Origin of the sequence: Streptomyces sp. NPDC021115, from assembly GCF_044333065.1 — a bacterium.
Classification (GTDB): Bacteria; Actinomycetota; Actinomycetes; order Streptomycetales; family Streptomycetaceae; genus Streptomyces.
Window position 1 is genome coordinate 163623 of record NZ_JBIRQF010000008.1, and the last position, 15451, is coordinate 179073.

Consider the following 15451-nt stretch of genomic DNA (forward strand, 5'->3'; position numbering starts at 1 on the left):
GCCGAGCCTATGCCCCGCCGAAGCGTTTCGTCGCGCCGGTCCTGCGGACCGTGACCGGCCCAATACCATCCGCAGCCTCGTTGTGCCGCACTTTGCCGCATGGACGCGCGTTGTGTCAGCCCCCGGCACTACATTCGATATGAAGGTGGGCATAGTGCCAGGAGACCCGGCCGACGAAAAGGGATGGGGGCCGCATGGCGAACGACGCACCGCCCCGCTGGGACCGCAGGATGCAGCAGCGGCTCGCGCGCGGCGAAGCCGCCGCGCTCGGTGAGCTGTACGACCGCTTCGCCTCCCTCGTCCACCATCTCGCCCATCGCGTCCTGGAAGACGAGGACGCGGCCGACCGGATCACCCGCGAGGTCTTCGCCTACGTCTGGGAGAACCCGGACGCGTACGACCCCAAACAGGGCTCCCTGCGCTCCTGGATCGCCACGCTCGCCCACCGCCAGGCGGTGCACCGGCTCCGGTCGGCGACCGCCGAGGAGGGCGGCGAGGGCGATGAGGTCGCCGTCGAGGAGCGCATCCGGGACGCCTCCGTCGCGGCCCGCGCCGACTACATCGTCACCTCGATGCCCGCCCCGCTGCGCGCCGCCCTGGAACTGGCCTACTTCGACCGCCGTGACTACCGCCAGGCCGCCCTCGCCCTGGGGGTGACCGAGGACGAGGCCCGGCGCCGGCTGCGGCTCGGGCTCCAACTGCTGTCCACCGCCTACGTCCCACCGCCGCGCACCATGGCGCCTCCCGGCTACGGGCGGGCGCTGTGAGCGGCGCGGGCGGCCCGGAGCGGTACGACCCCGGCGACTACTCCGAGTACGGCCGCGGCGACAGCCACGGCGAGGGCTCGGGCGACGGGTTCGGCGACGGCAGAGACGGGCCCGGCGATACGTCGGGGACTCCGCCCGAACCGGCCGGGCCGCCCCGTATCCCCACACCGCGGCCCGCCGCCGAGGACACCAGCGGGTGGCCGGGCCCCTTGCCGCTGCTGCCCGAACCGGAGGAGCTGGAGGAAGCGGTAAGTCCGGACCCAGAAGGGGTTAATGGTCCGGAAGTACCGAATAGTCCGGAAAACGTAGATAGTTCAGAGGAGTCCCAAAGTTCGGTCGGCGCGCCCTCCTTGCCCCGGCCCGCCGACGCCTCACGGCCGCCCTCCCACGACGTCCTGCGGTCGCTCCTCGGCGCCTGGGCGCTCACCGCCTGCTCCCCGGACGAGACCGCCTCCGTCGAGGGGCATCTCAACCACTGCCCCTCCTGCGCCGAGGAGGCGCTGCGGCTGCGCGAGGCCGTGGGGCTGTTGCACGCCGAGCACAGCCTCGACCTCGACCCGCTGCTGCGCTCCCGGGTGCTGGCCGGGTGTCTCGGCCGCCGCCCGGCGCGGATACCGGTGCCCGGGTGGGCCGCCGCGTACGACGCGGAGGCCGCCCGGCTGGACGCGCTGCTGCGGGACATGGGCGAGGCCGAATGGCGCGCTCCGGTGCGGCTCAAGTGGTTCGACGGGCAGCGGCTCACCAGCCGGGACACCACCGTCGCCGGGGTGATCGGGCATCTGATGGTGGTGGACGGCGTCGTCGCGGCCTCCCTCGGGCTGGCCGATCCGCTCGGCGAGGGCGCGACGGGTTCGCTCGCGGCCCGTACGGAGGCGTACTGGCGCACGGAGCCCGACGCCGCGGGCGGCACCGGGCCGTCCACCGCGCTGCGGGAGTCGTGGCGGGAGCAGGGGCACGCGCTGGTGCGTACGGTGTCGTTCGCCGGGCGCGGGGCGTCGGATCTCTCCGTCCCGTTCGGGGACTTCACGCTGCCGGTGCGCGACGCGTTCCTGGACCGCGCCTTCGAGTGCTGGGTGCACGCCGGGGACATCGCCGAGGCCGTCGACTACCCGTATGAACTCCCCGCGTCCGCCCACCTCAAGGCCATGATCGACCTGTGTGCCCGGCTGCTGCCCGACGCGCTGGCCGAGCGGCGCCGGGCCGGGCTCGCCGCCCCGCCGCGCCGTCTGGTCGAGGCGGGTGCCCCGGGCCGTACGCTCCATCTGGAGGTCGAGGGCATCGGCGGCGGCAACTGGTACATCCCGCTGGACTCACCGGCCGCCGTGGGCACGGCGGAGGAGGCGGTGGCGCACATCGCACTGGATCCGGAGGCGTTCTACCAGCTGGCCGCCGGGCATGTGCCGCCGCAGGAGGCGGCGGTGGGGCAGCTGGGGGACGTGGAGGCGATCCGCGACGTGCTGTTCGCGACGGCCTCGCTGTCGCGGCTGTAGACGCGACAGCGAGAACGGGACTCAGCCGAAGACGACCGTCCGGTGGCCGTTCAGCAGCACGCGGCGCTCGCTGTGCCACTTCACCGCACGCGCCAGCGCCTGGCACTCCACGTCGCGGCCGACCGCGACCAGCTGGTCCGGGGTCACCTCGTGGCCGACGCGCTCGACCTCCTGCTCGATGATCGGGCCCTCGTCCAGGTCGGCCGTCACATAGTGCGCCGTCGCACCGATCAGCTTCACGCCGCGCGCATGCGCCTGGTGGTACGGCTTGGCGCCCTTGAAGCTCGGGAGGAAGGAATGGTGGATGTTGATGATCCGGCCGGACAGCTCCTTGCACAGGTCGTCCGAGAGCACCTGCATGTAGCGGGCCAGCACCACCAGCTCGACGTTCTCCGCGCGCACCAGCTCCAGCAGCTCCGCCTCGGCCTGCGCCTTGGTGTCCTTGGTCACCGGGATGTGCCGGAACGGAATCCCGTACGAGCCCACCAGCTCCGCGAAGTCGGTGTGGTTGGAGACCACCGCGGCGATCTCCACCGGGAGCGCGCCGATCCGGGAGCGGAACAGCAGGTCGTTCAGGCAGTGCCCGAACTTGCTGACCATCAGCACGATGCGCATCTTCTGGTCCGCCCGGTGGATCTGCCAGTCCATCCCGAAGGAGTCCCCGACCGCGGCGAAGCTCGCCCGCAGGCCCTCCACCTTCACCGGGGAGACGGCGCGGAAGTGCACCCGCATGAAGAAGAGTCCCGTGTCGCGGTCCCCGAACTGCTGGCTGTCCTCGATGTTGCAGCCGGTCATGAAGAGGTAACTCGACACGGCGTGCACGATGCCCTGCTTGTCCGGGCAGGACAGCGTGAGGATGTACTGGTCGGGAACGGAATGCGACTCGCTCATGACTCCATAGCGTCGCACACCCGCGGCACTCCTCAGGACCGCCGCCGTCGTGACCAGCCGGAACGCCTCCGGCGGCCTATGCCACCTGCGTCATGATCGCCAGCACTTCCAGGGTGCGCGGCGGCACGTCCGGGTCCTCGCCGTCGTTGGTGGCCAGCCGCACATGGGCGTCGCGGGCCGCCCGCATCGCCTCCGGCCAGCCGTGGTGTTCGAGGTACGCCGAGACCGGGGCGTCCGCGCCGACCTGGTGGAGGATCCTCAGCACCCGCAGCACGGCGACGTCGACGAGCGCCGCCTCCTGGGAGTCGCGGAAGATCGTCCCGACGTACTTCTCGGCGGACCAGTTGTCCAGCCAGGTGTCCTCGACCAGTCGGTAGACGGCATCGGTCACATCGCCGTATCCGGGCTGCCCGGCCAGCCAGCACTCCTGCTGGAAGACGGGGTCGGAGAGCATGTGCAGCCCCGAGCGCACATTGGTACGCCAGCGCCACCACGGCATGTCGTTGACAGGCATACCACCCATGGTGGTCGAGCGATGGCCGCGACGGGAAGACTTCTCTGAACCTTGCACAGTGACCGATCGTACGTTCTTCACACAGAGGGGCGCATAACCCCCCGGTGTTCACCTTCCCGATACCCTCTCGTTCCCCGGCATAGCGCATGTGTTCCGCCCGGAGCACCAGGCTCCCATGCCATGACCGGACGGCGACGCCCTTCCCCCCGCACCCTCCGAACAGCCACCGTCGCCGCACTGTGCACCGCGGTCGGCACCACCTCGCTCACCGGCTGCGGCTCGCTGCCGGGAATGGCGCAGGGGTCCGACGGCAACAAGCCCATCGTCGTGATGACATGGGCCCCCGAGGGCACCAAGGCGACCAATATGCCGGGAATGCCCGCCATGGCGCAGGCGTACGCCCGCTGGGTCAACGCCAGCGGCGGCATCCACGGCCGCAAGCTCAAGGTGATCACCTGCAACGAGCGCAACGACTCCGTGCAGGCCGCGCGCTGCGCCCAGCAGGCGGGCAGGGCGAAGGCCGTCGCCGTCGTCGGCTCGTACAGCCAGCACGGACGCTCCTTCACCTCCCCGCTGGAGGTCGCGGGCATCCCGTACATCGGCGGCTACGGGCTGACCCAGGAGGAGTTCAACAGCCCGTACTCCTACCCCGTCAACGGCGGCCAGGCCACGCTGCTCGCGGGCAACGGCCGCCAGCTGGGCTCCCGCTGCGACCGCGTCTCGCTGGTACGCCCCGACACCATCGCGGGCGACGAACTCCCCGAACTCCTCGACGCCGGTCTCAGGGCGGCGGGCCGCAAGCCCGCCCACGACATACGCGCCCCCGAGGGCGCCGCCGACTACAGCTCGCAGGCCACCACCGCCCTGGAGGACGTCGGCGCCGACAAGTCCCTGGGCACCGCCGCCGCGGGCGCCGAGCTGGACGACTCCTGCGTCACCGCCGCGCTCGGCAACCGCACCGGCACCTTCTTCGACTCCTTCCGGCGCGTCCAGGAGGACCATCCGAAGGTGCGGATCGCGTCCATCACGGGCAGCGTCCGGCAGTCCCTCGTCGACAGCACGGGCGGCAAGAGCAGCCCGCTGGAGGGGACGTACGCCACGAGCTGGTACCCGGCCCCGGACGACCCGCGGTGGGATCCCATGAAGAAGGTCATCAACACGTACGCGTTCGACGACAACCGGATCGACCCCGACGACGCCGGAACGCAGACCACCTGGATCGCGTACACCGCGCTGCGTTCCGTCCTGATGTCCCTGAACCCCGACGGCATCAGCGCGCGCACCGTGCGCAACGCGCTGGACCACGGCCACAAGGTGGACACGGGCGGGCTGACGCCCACGCTGCGCTGGGGATACGACGACCCGCTGAACGTGCCGGACTACCCGCGGATCGTGAACCCCGACGTCACCTACCAGGTGGTGCGCGACGGGCGGCTGGTCGCGGTGCGCAAGGGGTTCGTCGACGTGGCGAAGACGCTGGAGCGGTACGGCCCCCGGGACTGAGCCCGGGGCCGCCTGATCCGCCTGTTCGCCTGAGCCGTGGCCGTCAGAGCTGGGTGGCCTCGTGCTTGGTGAGGCCGTACTTCCCGGCGAGCGGGTTCCACAGCTCGGCCGCCTTCCGCTTGGCCGTGGTCGCCTCGCCGCTGGCCCGCTCGGCCGCCCCGACCCGACCGGTCCGGCGGGCCTGGCCCTTGTGACAGCCCTTCTTGCCGCCGACCTGCCCGGCCCACGCCGCGTACTGGTTGTCGGCCTGCGCTGAGGACTTCCACGCCTTGGTCAGCGACGCGGTCAGCTCGGTGTGGTTCGGCAGCTTGTCCAGCGACAGCTTGCCCAGCCGGGTCACCAACTCGCTGCGCTGCCGGGCGGCCGTCCGCAGGTCCGAGGCGGCCTTGGGCAGCGCCTTGCAGGACTTGATGTTGTTCACGGCGTTGATCACCGCCGACCGGCTGTTGTTGCTGTCCTTGAGCAACGCGTCCAGCGCCTTCGCCTGCGGCTCCGCGGGATCGGCCGTCTTGCTCGGCTCGTCCTCACCGGCGCTCGGCTCCGTGCTGCCCAGCGTCGTGTTGTCGTCCTTCTTCTCGTCGTCGCCGCCCGCGCTGAGCGCGGCCCCGGCGGCGAGCCCGGCGATCCCGCAGCCCGCGACCACGATGCCGATGAGCACCGCGGGCGACATCCGGCGACGGCGGCCGCCGCGCCCGTGGCCACCGTGCCCGCCGCCCCCGTCCGACGAGGAAGGGGCCGGGGTCGGGGCGTTGAACTGCGGCAGCTGCTGCGTCTCGCCGGGGGATTGGGCACCGGCGGCGCCCGCGCCGCCGCCGTCGGCCCGGAACAGCCCGTCGAACTCGGAGGGCGGCGGCCGGTCGCCGGGACGGCCCGGACGGATCGCGAAGGGGGAGGCGGTCGGCTTCGGCGGCTGCTGCTGTTGCTGCTGCTGCCGACCGCGCCGGGACGGGGCGGCGGTCTGCGGCGGCTGGGCGGCCGGGACCGGGGCCGGCAGGACGGCGGTCTCCTCGGCGGCCCCCGCTGGGGCAGACTTCTGCCCGCCGCCGCGGTGTGCGCCCCGGCCGGGGCGCACGGTGCGCAGCTGGGTCGTGGACTCGCCGGGCGCCTCGGCCTTGGCGGGCCGGTTCTCCGGCGGCAGCGGCGCGCTGGCGGACGGCTGCGGCGGCTGCCCGGTGGCAGCGGGGCCGCCGGGTACGGGGGGTATGTACTGGGTCGCGTCCGCGTCCCCCACGGTCGGCGGCAGCATCTGCGTGGCGTCCGCGTCTCCTGCGGGCTGCGGCGGCAGCATCTGCGTCTCGTCGGCGGCACCGGCGTACGGCTGCGGCTGCGGCTGTCTGTCCGGCAGCGGCTGCCCGTACGCGGGCGGCTGCGGCTGTGGGGGCTCCTGGTACGCAGGGGGCTGCTGCGGTTGCCCGTACGCGGGCGGCTGCTGGTACGCGGGCGGCTGGTGCGGCTGCGGCGACTGCTGTGGCGGCAGAGGCTGTTGCGACGCCCAGCCCTGCGGCGCCCCGAACGCCTGCTGCGGACCCTGCGGCGGCGGGCCGAACGACTGCTCCGGCTGCTGCTGCCCGTACGCCTGCTCCGGACCCTGCGGCGCTCCGTACGGCTGCTCCGGAGCCCCGTACGGCTGCTCCGGAGCCCCGAACGACTGGCCCGGGGCCTGCGGCGGCGGGCCGAAGGACTGATCCGGCTGACCGTACGGCGCTCCCTCCGGCGGCAGCGGGCCCGCGCCCTGCGGGGGTGGCCCCTGCGGCGCGTCCTGGGGCCCCCAGGGCTGGCCCCACGCCTGCCCACCGGCCGGGGCGCCGTGCTGCTGCCCCGAGGGCGCCGAGGGCTCGGCGGGTGCCGAAGGCTCCGAGGGGTCCGAGGGCCACTGGCCGCCCTGAGCGGGCAGCACAACGCCCTCACGGACCGCAGGAAGCTGCGGCTCGTTCCCCTGTCCGCTCTGCGTCACCGGGTCTCCTTGAAGAAGCGATTACCGAATCGTCGGGTCACGCTACCGGTTACCCGCGGGGGTATGAGCCCGCCGGAGGGAGAGACTGGTCACCGGCCCCGGCCCGGCGACAGCGGCGGCGAGGGCGGCTTCAGGCGCGTCACCAGCGGCGTCACCGGAGACGTCACCAGGCCGCCCGCACCTCCAGCCACGCCCCCGCGGGGGTCTGGGGCTGCGCCCCAGCCGGGGGCCGGGGGCGGAGCCCCCGGCTTCGGGAAGGGGCGGGGTGGGGAAGGCCCGCCGCAGGCGCCAGTGACCTCGGCTCAGGCCGCCCGCACCTCCAGCCGCGCCCCGAACTCCCGCACCACCGGCTCGTCCCGGTACGGCTCCAACCGCTGCTGGAAGTCGTCCAGGTACTCCGCGCCCCGGTTGGAGCGCAGCGTCTGGAGGAGGTCCACCGCCTGGCCGCCGACATGGCACGCCTGCTCCACCTCGCGCCCCTGGACGTGCGCCGTGGCCAGCAGCAGCAGCCCGATCGCGCGGCGGCGCACCCGGCCCTCCGGATGGCCCGCCAGGGCCTCTTCGGCGCGCCGCCGGGCGGGCTCGGCCTGGCCCAGGTCGCGGTGGCAGTGGGCCAGTTCGTCGGCGAGATAGGCGTTATCGAAGTGCTGGATCCACGGCGGTTCGTCGCCGGACGGCCCGCCGCTGCCCAGCGCCCGCTCCATCGCGTCCTGCGCGCGCCCGGACGCGTGCTGGCAGGCCGTGGCGTCCCCCATCAGCGCGTGCCCGCGCGCCTCGGCGGCCAGGAACATCGACTCGGCGCGCGGCGGCACCTGACCGCGCGAACCCTCCTGCGCGGCCTTGGCGAGCTGCGCGATCTCCCGGGGGTTGCCGAGCTGGGCGGCGAGATGGCTCATGCTGGCGGCCAGCACATAGCCGCCGTAGCCCCGGTCCCCGGCGGCCTGGGCGAGCCGCAGCGCCTGGATGTAGTAGCGCTGGGCGAGCCCGGACTGGCCGGTGTCGATCGCCATGTACCCGGCCAGCTCCGTCAAGCGGGCGACCGACGCGAACAGTTCGCGCCCGACCGACTCCCGGTAGGACCCGGCGAGCAGCCCGGAGACCACGCTGTTGAGGTAGTGGACGACGACGGGGCGCACATGGCCGCTGCCGTACCGGTGATCCAGTTCGACCAGGGCGTCCGTGGTGGCCCGCACCGCGGCGACGTCGGAGCGGCCGACCCGGGCCCCGGCGGTGCGCGCGACCTGCGCGTCAGCGCCGGTGATCAGCCAGTCGCGGCTGGGCTCGACCAGCGCCGAGGCGGCGACCGTCGAGCCGGTCAGGAAGTCGCGGCGGCCGACGTCGCTGCGCCACAACTCGCAGACCTGCTCTATGGCGCCGAGGACGGTCGGCGAGAACTGGAGCCCCACGCCCGACGCCAGGTTCTTGCCGTTGGCCATGCCGATCTCGTCGATCGTGACCGTACGACCGAGCTTGCGGCCGAGCGCCTCGGCGATGATGCCCGGGGCGCGGCCCCGGGGCTGCTGACCGCGCAGCCACCGGGCGACCGACGTCTTGTCGTAGCGCAGATCGAGACCGTGCTCGGCACCGCACATGTTGACCCTGCGGGCCAAACCGGCATTGGAGCACGCGGCTTCCTGAATGAGCGCCTGCAGCCGTTCGTTCGGCTGTCGCGCCACAAGCGGCCTAGCGGCCATGGTTTTACCCCCAGTGACTGCTGTGCGTTCTCGGCGGATGCCGTCCCTGTTGATCAGTTCCCCGCGGGTATCGCGGGTATACGGCGAATGCGGAACTTGCCCGTATTGACCACATAGACCGCTTGGTTCACGTACGTGCGTACGGCCGCGCCAAAACGCCCTCGTACGCCTGTCACGCATGGTGGCTACCCGCTTACACAGCCGGAACCCCATACGCGCCCCCGGTCATGCACCCATGCGCCCCGCCATGCCGTACGCGCGCGCCCGGGGCGCGGTCGTGCTCACGGCCGTGATCCCCGCGGCGAACCCGCCCGTAACCCTTGCTGACCGCGGAAGTTGTCTTGGTCGTGGAGGAGACCATGGACGTGACAGGAACACCACAGATTCCGGAGCAGCGGGGCGAACGACTGCTCGACGCCGCGGTGCGCTACGCCGAGGAACGGCACTGGGACGTGCTCGCGGGCGCCTGGCTGAACACCGTGAACGGGCTTCAGTGCTGCTCCTGCGGACAGGCCGACTGCCCGGCCCCCGGCGCCCATCCGACCGCCCCGGACTGGGTGAACCAGGCGACCGGCAGCCCGGTGGTGGTCCGGCGGATGTGGGCGCGCGCCCCCGGCGCTTCGATCCTGCTGCCGACCGGCCGCACCTTCGACGCCCTGGACGTACCGGAGTCGGCGGGCTGCCTGGCGCTGGCCCGGATGGAGCGCCGCAACGTCGACCTCGGCCCGGTCACGTCCACCCCGGACCGCCGGATGCTCTTCTTCGTGCTCCCCGGCGCCGCCGCGAAGATCCCGGACCTGCTGCGGAACCTGGGCTGGCCACCGGCCTCGGTCGACCTGGCGGCACGCGGCGACGGGGACTACGCGGTCGCGCCCCCGACCCGGGTCGGACGCCACGGCCCGACCCAGTGGGTCCGGCGGCCGACCGCCGCCAACCGCTGGCTACCGGACGCCGAGGAGCTGGTGAGCACGCTCGCCTACGCGTGCGGCCGCGAAACCGGGGGACGGGAGACCCGCGCCCGCGAAAGCGGTGGCCGGGAGACCCGCGTCCGCGAAACCCTCGCCCGCGAGACCCGGGGCCGCGAGCCGCGCGGCCGCGACCCCCGGTCCTCCCGGGCCGCCGCCGACGCGCCAGGGCGCGCCTGACACACCTGGGCGCCGCCGGAGGCCCCCCGTATCGTGGACGCGGACGGGGACACGACCGCACGACCAGCGACCAGTCCCCGGACCAGCCTGACGTTGGGAGACGGGGATTTCAGTGCCGGACGCACACGCAGACGCAGACGTACACGCACCCGCCGAGGCGCCGACCGAGCCCGCCGCCGCGCAGCAGCGGCCCGCCGTGCAGGTGCGGGGTCTGTGGAAGCGGTACGGGGAGCAGATCGCGGTCCAGGGCATCGATCTCGAACTGCCCGCCGGGCAGTTCATCGGGCTCGTCGGCCCCAACGGCGCGGGCAAGACCACGACCCTCTCGATGATCACCGGGTTGCTGCGCCCCGACTCCGGCACGGTCGAGATCGGCGGGTACGACGTCTGGCAGGACCCGGCCGAGGTCAAGGCGCGGATCGGGGTGCTGCCGGAGGGGCTGCGGCTGTTCGAGCGGCTGTCCGGGCGCGAACTCCTCGCGTACACCGGGCGGCTGCGCGGGCTGCCCGGCGACGAGGTCGACAAGCGCGCGACCCAGCTGCTGGACGTCCTGGACCTGGCCGGTGCGCAGAACAAACTGGTCGTGGACTACTCGACCGGTATGCGGAAGAAGATCGGCCTGGCCGCCGCGCTGCTCCACAACCCGGAAGTCCTCTTCCTCGACGAGCCCTTCGAGGGCGTCGACCCGGTCTCCGCGCAGACCATCCGCGGCGTGCTGGAGCGCTACACCCGCTCCGGTGCGACGGTCGTCTTCTCCAGCCATGTGATGGAGCTGGTGGAGTCGCTGTGCGACTGGGTCGCGGTGATGGCGCGCGGCAAGATCCGGGCGCAGGGCGCGCTCGCGGACGTACGCGGCGACGCGGCGTCCCTCCAGGACGCGTTCCTGGAGCTGGTGGGCGCCCGCGGCCAGGGCTCCGGCGGCGACAACCTCGACTGGCTCGGCGGCGGCGCCCGATGACGCTCACCGGCCCGCTCGACGCCAAGGGCCCGCTCGACACCGCGGCGCCCGCTCCCCCGGCGGTCCCCACCGGCTCGCTGCTGCCCGTCTTCGTCCAGCTGAAGCTGTCGCTGATGCGCAACGGGCTGCGGCAGTCCGCCGGCCGCCGCGCCGCGTACATCACCTCGCTCGTCCTCACCGTGCTCTTCGCCGCCCTCCAGCTGCTCGGCCTGGTGCTGCTGCGCGGCAACGACGGCGCGGACGCGCTGGTCACCGTGCTCACCGCGGTGCTCGCGCTGGGCTGGGCGGTGATGCCGCTGTTCTTCCCCAGCGGTGACGAGACCCTGGACCCCACCCGGCTGGTGATGCTGCCGCTGCGGCCCCGGCCGCTGATCAGCGCGCTGCTGGTGTCCTCGCTGATCGGCGTGGGCCCGCTGTTCACTCTGACCCTGGTGGCGGGTTCGCTGATCGCCGTCGCGCACGGGGCGGCGGCCGCGGTCGCGGCCGTCCTCGCCGGGGTGCTGACCGTGCTGACGTGCGTGGCGCTGGCGCGGGCCGTCGCGACCGCCAACACCCGGCTGCTGAGCAGCCGCAAGGGCCGCGATCTGGCGCTGCTGAGCGGTCTGTTCGTGGCGATCGGCGCGCAGTTCGTGAACCTGGGGATGCAGAAGCTGTCCGGCGCGGGCGGGCTGGGCGTGCTGCGGCCCGCCGCGGACGTCCTGCGCTGGGTGCCGCCCGCGTCGGCCGTCGACGCCGTACAGGGCGTGAGCGAGGGCTCGTACGGGCCCGCCGCCGCCCAGTTCGCCCTGAGCGCGGTCGCGCTGGCGCTGCTGATGTGGTGGTGGTCGCGCAGCCTCACCCACCTGATGACCACGCCGGACAGCTCCACGATCCAGCCGGAGAAGCCGCGGCGGGGCGGCAAGGACGCGGACGCGTCCGCCGGCGCGGGCGGCCCGTTCGCGCGGCTGCTGCCCGCGGGGCGCAGCGGTACCGCCATGCAGCGCACGCTGCGGTACGCGGTGCGGGACCCCAAGACCAAGGCCAGCTGGGTCAGCTCGCTGGGGGTCGGCCTGCTGCTGCCGTTCATCACCTCCGTCCAGGGCAACGGCAGCGTCTACTGGGCGTGCTGGGCCACCGGGATGCTCGGCATGCAGATGAACAACCAGTTCGGGCAGGACTCCTCCGCCTTCTGGATGGTCGCGCAGACGATCGCCTCTCCCCGGGACGCCTATCTGGAGCTGCGCGGACGGGCGTTCGCGATCGCGCTGGCCGGAGTGCCGTACGTGCTCCTGGCGGTGGTGGGCTCGGCCGCCTTCCTGCACGACCTGGCCGCCGTCCCGGAAGCGCTCGGGCTCGCGTTCGGCCTGCTCGGCGGGATGATGGCGACCGGGGCGCTGGCGTCGGCGCTGGTCCCGTACTCCATCCCGCAGGAGAGCGCCAAGAACGTGGCGCCGGGGCAGGCGGGGCTCGCCTTGATGGGCATCTTCGGTGGCATGATCGCGGGCGCCCTGCTGTGCGCGCCGCTGCTGGGCCTGACGATCTGGCTGCACACCAGCGGGGCGCACGACCTGCTGTGGGTGCTGCTGCCGCTGGGCGTGGTGTACGGCGCCGCCATCGCCGAGGCGGGGCTGCGGGTGGCCGCGCCGCGGACGGTGCGGCGGCTGCCGGAGATCCTGGCGGCGGTGACCAAGGGCTGAGCCCGGGAGGCCGGGGTTGAGCCCGGAAATCCGGGGCGCGGACGTGTGGCGCGGGAGCGGGACTGGTCAGGTCCCGCTCCCGCGCCGTTTCCCGCTAGTCCAGATACTTGCTGTAGACCCAGCCCCTGGTCCCGGGCTTGATGCCCGAGGTCGTCCGCTTGAGGATCTTTCCGTAGGACCAGCTCTTCATGAATCCGCCCAGCCCCCCGGTGCGGCAGAAGTACCGGAAGGAGTCTCCCCGGTACAGCGTCCCCTTCACGCGGTACTTGTTTCCCGGTCCGGTGCGGAATCTGGCACCACTGGTCGCCACCTTGAAATTGACATCCGGCGAATTGAACCGGCATGCCGAAGAGCCCACGGCGGATGCCGTGGGTGCCATCGCGACCGTGCCGCCCAGCATGAGCACCGCCGAGAGCATGACCATCGAGGCTTTATGTTTGAGCTTCACGCGATCTCCCCCCGAGATCAGTGATTTCTTGACGTTCTGGTGGTAATGCGTGATGGCGCGTGGCTGAGGGTAGCAGCCGCCAATCCACAAGCGCCGTACCAGTAGACGCCATTGACGCCGCGAAGGTTGAATTCCGCATGGGAATATCTTCGTCCGCGCCGCGACCGGGCCCGATCCGGCCATCCACCCCCTCCGTGGCGGGATCCACCGGGCCCGCACCCCGCCCTCCCCATCGCCCCGCTACTTCCACACACTCGCGCTCAGGCCGTCACAGTACGCACACAGTTGACGCCCCGAAGGGGGAATTGCAGCCCCTAGGATCATCGCTCCGGGAAGGATCACGCAGGGAGATCGACTTGCTGAACAAGACAACGTGGCTGCGCACCGCTACGCCCGTTGCCGTACTGGCGCTGGCTCTCACGGCCTGCGGATCCCATGGGAATAAGAACCATACGACCAACTCCCATAAGAAGAAGTCGCATTCCCGCTTGAGCGCCCACGAGAAGGGTCGGATCGGCGCGAGTGCGGCGGCGAAGGCCGTACTGAAACCGGGGCAGTCCGCGTGGCGGGCATTCAAGGAGGACACCGGCGTCAAGCCGTATTACTCGATCACCGCGCGGCGGATCGAGGTCGGAAGCGCCGCCGACGCCAAGACCCTGGCCTCCGACCCCGAGGACGCCAAGGGCAAGGTCCCGGCGACCGGCTATGTGACGTACCGGCATGTGACCGGCGGCGTCGTCAAGGAATGGCCGCGGGTCGGCGACTACGCGGATGTGTACGCGGACGGGCGGCGCGGCACGAAGGTCATCGGCGGTGACGCGCCGAAGGGCTGCGCCGACTCCGACACCATCAAGAACTGGAAGAACGGCCAGAGCTACACCCTCTGCAACACCTTCCTCATCCCGGCGGCCGCGAAGCGGCTGGAGATCGCCTGGACCGAGATCGGCGACAAGCCGTTCGTCTGGAAGTTCCCCGCGCGGAGCTGATCGCGGCTACTGCTCGGGGCCGGGATGCGCGGGGAGGGCCGCGGCGAGGAACGGCTCCACCGCGCGGCGCCAGCCGTCCGGCTGGTCGTAGTGGACGAGATGGCCCGCGTCGGGCACCTCCGCATACTCCCCACGGGGCAGGACCCGGACCATCTCCTGGGCCTCGGCCCGCCCCAGCTCGCCGTCCAGCCCGCGGACGACCAGGGTGGGGCACTCCACCAGGGCCAGTTCCTCCCAGTGCGCGTCATGCGCCCAGGCCGCGCGGGCCTTCAGCATCTGGCGGCGGGAGAAGACGGGGCGCCAGCCGTCCGAACGCTCCGCCATGACCTCGGCGAAGAAGTCGCCCCGGGCGGCGCTGGGGCGCTCCAGCAGCGGATCGTCCTCACCGAACCACCTGCGGACGTCCGCGAGGGTCGCGAACGGCACCGGCCAGGACCGGAACCACGCGTCCCATTCGCGCTGCGAGGCGCCGCCCAGCGCCGAGGCGCGCATGTCGCAGATCACCAGGGCCCGGACCAGATCGGGGCGGCGGGCGGCGAGCTGCCAGGCCGTCAGGGCGCCCATGGAGTGGCCGATGAGGGCCACCGGGCCCAGCCCGAGCTGCTCGACGGCCGCCTCGGCGTCGTCCACATATGTGCCGCGGTCGAACGGCCCTTCGGCGGGCTTCTCGCTGCGGCCGTGGCCGCGCTGGTCGAGGGCGACGGCCCGGTGCCGGGTGGCGAGCCAGCGGGCGGTCTCCGCCCAGTGCGCGGCGCGGCCCATCAGCCCATGGAGCAGCAGCACCCCGGGGCCGCCGCGCGCCTCCGCGCGGCCTCCGGCCTTGGGCGGATCGGTGTACTCCCAGGCCGCGAGCCGCACGCCGCCGGCCCCGGTCACGTCGATGCGTCGCACCATGTCGTCTGGCACCTCCATCCCTCTCCCGAGCAACCCCAACCACCCCACAGTATCGAACTCATATTCGAACGCACCGCAAGTGCCGGGCAACACCCCTCATTCGAGTGACCACGCTCAAGGATTGGCCGCCTCCGCCGAGGGGAGACAGCTAGCGGGAGGCGGACTACTCGGGGAAGGAAGTCCGCGGGGGAAGACCCTGGGAGCTCGGGGCTCCGGGTCGCCGAGGCCCCGGGCCGTAACGGCCGCGTTCGCGCGGCCCGCACGGGCCGGGGCCCATCGGGGGGACATGGGGAAGCGGGGCCCCGGCGCCTCCTGGCACCGGGGCCCTCGCGTTCGAACGCCCGCTCGGCATCGCTGCCGCCCGCCGGGCCCATAGGAGCCCCCTCCCCTGACTGCGAGCACGCTTGTGCATATGCGTCAGCGACAGGGTTGCACGGGTCGCCCCCGCCCGCTCGATTTCCCCGAACTCCGGTCTGGACAAAAACCGTCACCGCAGGTGACGCGGGCGGCCTCGGCCGGGAGTCGCCGGGG

General features: G+C 72.7%; 12 protein-coding genes and 1 pseudogene. 7 read left to right on the forward strand and 6 right to left on the reverse strand.

What is annotated here, in order from left to right; translation table 11 throughout:
- The first annotated feature begins 194 nt into the window (after positions 1–194).
- Positions 195–767, forward strand: a complete 573-nt coding sequence (locus tag ACH4TL_RS24990) for a sigma-70 family RNA polymerase sigma factor (protein WP_398319272.1) — start codon at positions 195–197, stop codon at positions 765–767.
- A complete protein-coding gene (locus ACH4TL_RS24995; RefSeq protein WP_398319269.1) occupies positions 764–2257 on the forward strand; it encodes a maleylpyruvate isomerase N-terminal domain-containing protein in 1494 nt (497 codons plus the stop codon). Before ACH4TL_RS24990 ends, ACH4TL_RS24995 begins: the two co-directional genes overlap by 4 nt.
- A 21-nt stretch (positions 2258–2278) precedes the next feature.
- Here ACH4TL_RS24995 and purU read toward each other — a convergent pair whose 3' ends face one another.
- On the reverse strand, positions 2279–3148 hold the full coding sequence (gene purU / locus ACH4TL_RS25000) for a formyltetrahydrofolate deformylase (protein ID WP_398319266.1): 870 nt from the start codon (positions 3146–3148) through the stop codon (positions 2279–2281).
- A gap of 76 nt (positions 3149–3224) precedes the next feature.
- Entirely contained in the window at positions 3225–3671 is a 447-nt protein-coding gene (locus ACH4TL_RS25005) for a hypothetical protein (protein WP_398319263.1), read from the reverse strand.
- A gap of 171 nt (positions 3672–3842) precedes the next feature.
- Here ACH4TL_RS25005 and ACH4TL_RS25010 point away from each other — a divergent pair, with 171 nt between their 5' ends.
- On the forward strand, positions 3843–5165 hold the full coding sequence (locus ACH4TL_RS25010; protein WP_398319260.1) for an ABC transporter substrate-binding protein: 1323 nt from the start codon (positions 3843–3845) through the stop codon (positions 5163–5165).
- A 43-nt stretch (positions 5166–5208) separates the two neighbouring features.
- On the opposite strand, the gene ACH4TL_RS25015 is transcribed toward ACH4TL_RS25010, so the two are convergent.
- The gene (locus tag ACH4TL_RS25015) at positions 5209–7119 is read right to left on the reverse strand and encodes a hypothetical protein (RefSeq protein WP_398319257.1); all 1911 of its coding nucleotides are present in this window, start codon (positions 7117–7119) and stop codon (positions 5209–5211) included.
- Positions 7120–7421: 302 nt separating this feature from the next.
- Positions 7422–8813 (reverse strand): transcriptional regulator, encoded by a 1392-nt coding sequence (locus ACH4TL_RS25020; protein ID WP_398319254.1) that lies wholly within the window; start codon positions 8811–8813, stop codon positions 7422–7424.
- Between the two features lie 359 nt (positions 8814–9172).
- On the opposite strand from ACH4TL_RS25020, the pseudogene ACH4TL_RS25025 reads away from it, so the two are divergent.
- The 3 genes and pseudogenes from ACH4TL_RS25025 to ACH4TL_RS25035 form a co-directional block, all read left to right on the forward strand.
- Positions 9173–9811 (forward strand): annotated as a pseudogene (locus ACH4TL_RS25025) (bifunctional DNA primase/polymerase); the annotation flags it as partial.
- A gap of 343 nt (positions 9812–10154) precedes the next feature.
- On the forward strand, positions 10155–10916 hold the full coding sequence (locus ACH4TL_RS25030) for an ABC transporter ATP-binding protein (RefSeq protein ID WP_398319713.1): 762 nt from the start codon (positions 10155–10157) through the stop codon (positions 10914–10916).
- On the forward strand, positions 10913–12592 hold the full coding sequence (locus ACH4TL_RS25035) for a transporter (protein WP_398319251.1): 1680 nt from the start codon (positions 10913–10915) through the stop codon (positions 12590–12592). Before ACH4TL_RS25030 ends, ACH4TL_RS25035 begins: the two co-directional genes overlap by 4 nt.
- A 94-nt stretch (positions 12593–12686) precedes the next feature.
- Here ACH4TL_RS25035 and ACH4TL_RS25040 read toward each other — a convergent pair whose 3' ends face one another.
- Positions 12687–13223, reverse strand: coding sequence for an SH3 domain-containing protein (locus ACH4TL_RS25040; protein WP_398319248.1), 537 nt, complete (start codon positions 13221–13223; stop codon positions 12687–12689).
- A gap of 305 nt (positions 13224–13528) precedes the next feature.
- On the opposite strand from ACH4TL_RS25040, the gene ACH4TL_RS25045 reads away from it, so the two are divergent.
- Entirely contained in the window at positions 13529–14026 is a 498-nt protein-coding gene (locus ACH4TL_RS25045) for a hypothetical protein (protein ID WP_398319245.1), read from the forward strand.
- Between the two features lie 6 nt (positions 14027–14032).
- Here the strand turns inward: ACH4TL_RS25045 and ACH4TL_RS25050 are convergent, their stop codons facing one another.
- Positions 14033–14920: an alpha/beta fold hydrolase gene (locus tag ACH4TL_RS25050; protein ID WP_398319242.1), complete on the reverse strand. Its 888-nt coding sequence runs from the start codon at positions 14918–14920 to the stop codon at positions 14033–14035.
- Between the last annotated feature and the right edge of the window lie 531 nt (positions 14921–15451).

What these genes read in the sequence shown, in the direction of transcription:
- ACH4TL_RS24990 (WP_398319272.1), top strand. Translation starts at nt 195, where the DNA reads ATGGCGAACGACGCACCGCCCCGCTGGGACCGCAGGATGCAGCAGCGG.
- purU (WP_398319266.1), bottom strand. Translation starts at nt 3,148, where the DNA reads ATGAGCGAGTCGCATTCCGTTCCCGACCAGTACATCCTCACGCTGTCC.
- ACH4TL_RS25005 (WP_398319263.1), bottom strand. Translation starts at nt 3,671, where the DNA reads ATGGGTGGTATGCCTGTCAACGACATGCCGTGGTGGCGCTGGCGTACC.
- ACH4TL_RS25010 (WP_398319260.1), top strand. Translation starts at nt 3,843, where the DNA reads ATGACCGGACGGCGACGCCCTTCCCCCCGCACCCTCCGAACAGCCACC.
- ACH4TL_RS25020 (WP_398319254.1), bottom strand. Translation starts at nt 8,813, where the DNA reads ATGGCCGCTAGGCCGCTTGTGGCGCGACAGCCGAACGAACGGCTGCAG.
- ACH4TL_RS25035 (WP_398319251.1), top strand. Translation starts at nt 10,913, where the DNA reads ATGACGCTCACCGGCCCGCTCGACGCCAAGGGCCCGCTCGACACCGCG.
- ACH4TL_RS25040 (WP_398319248.1), bottom strand. Translation starts at nt 13,223, where the DNA reads ATGGCCGGATCGGGCCCGGTCGCGGCGCGGACGAAGATATTCCCATGC.
- ACH4TL_RS25050 (WP_398319242.1), bottom strand. Translation starts at nt 14,920, where the DNA reads ATGGTGCGACGCATCGACGTGACCGGGGCCGGCGGCGTGCGGCTCGCG.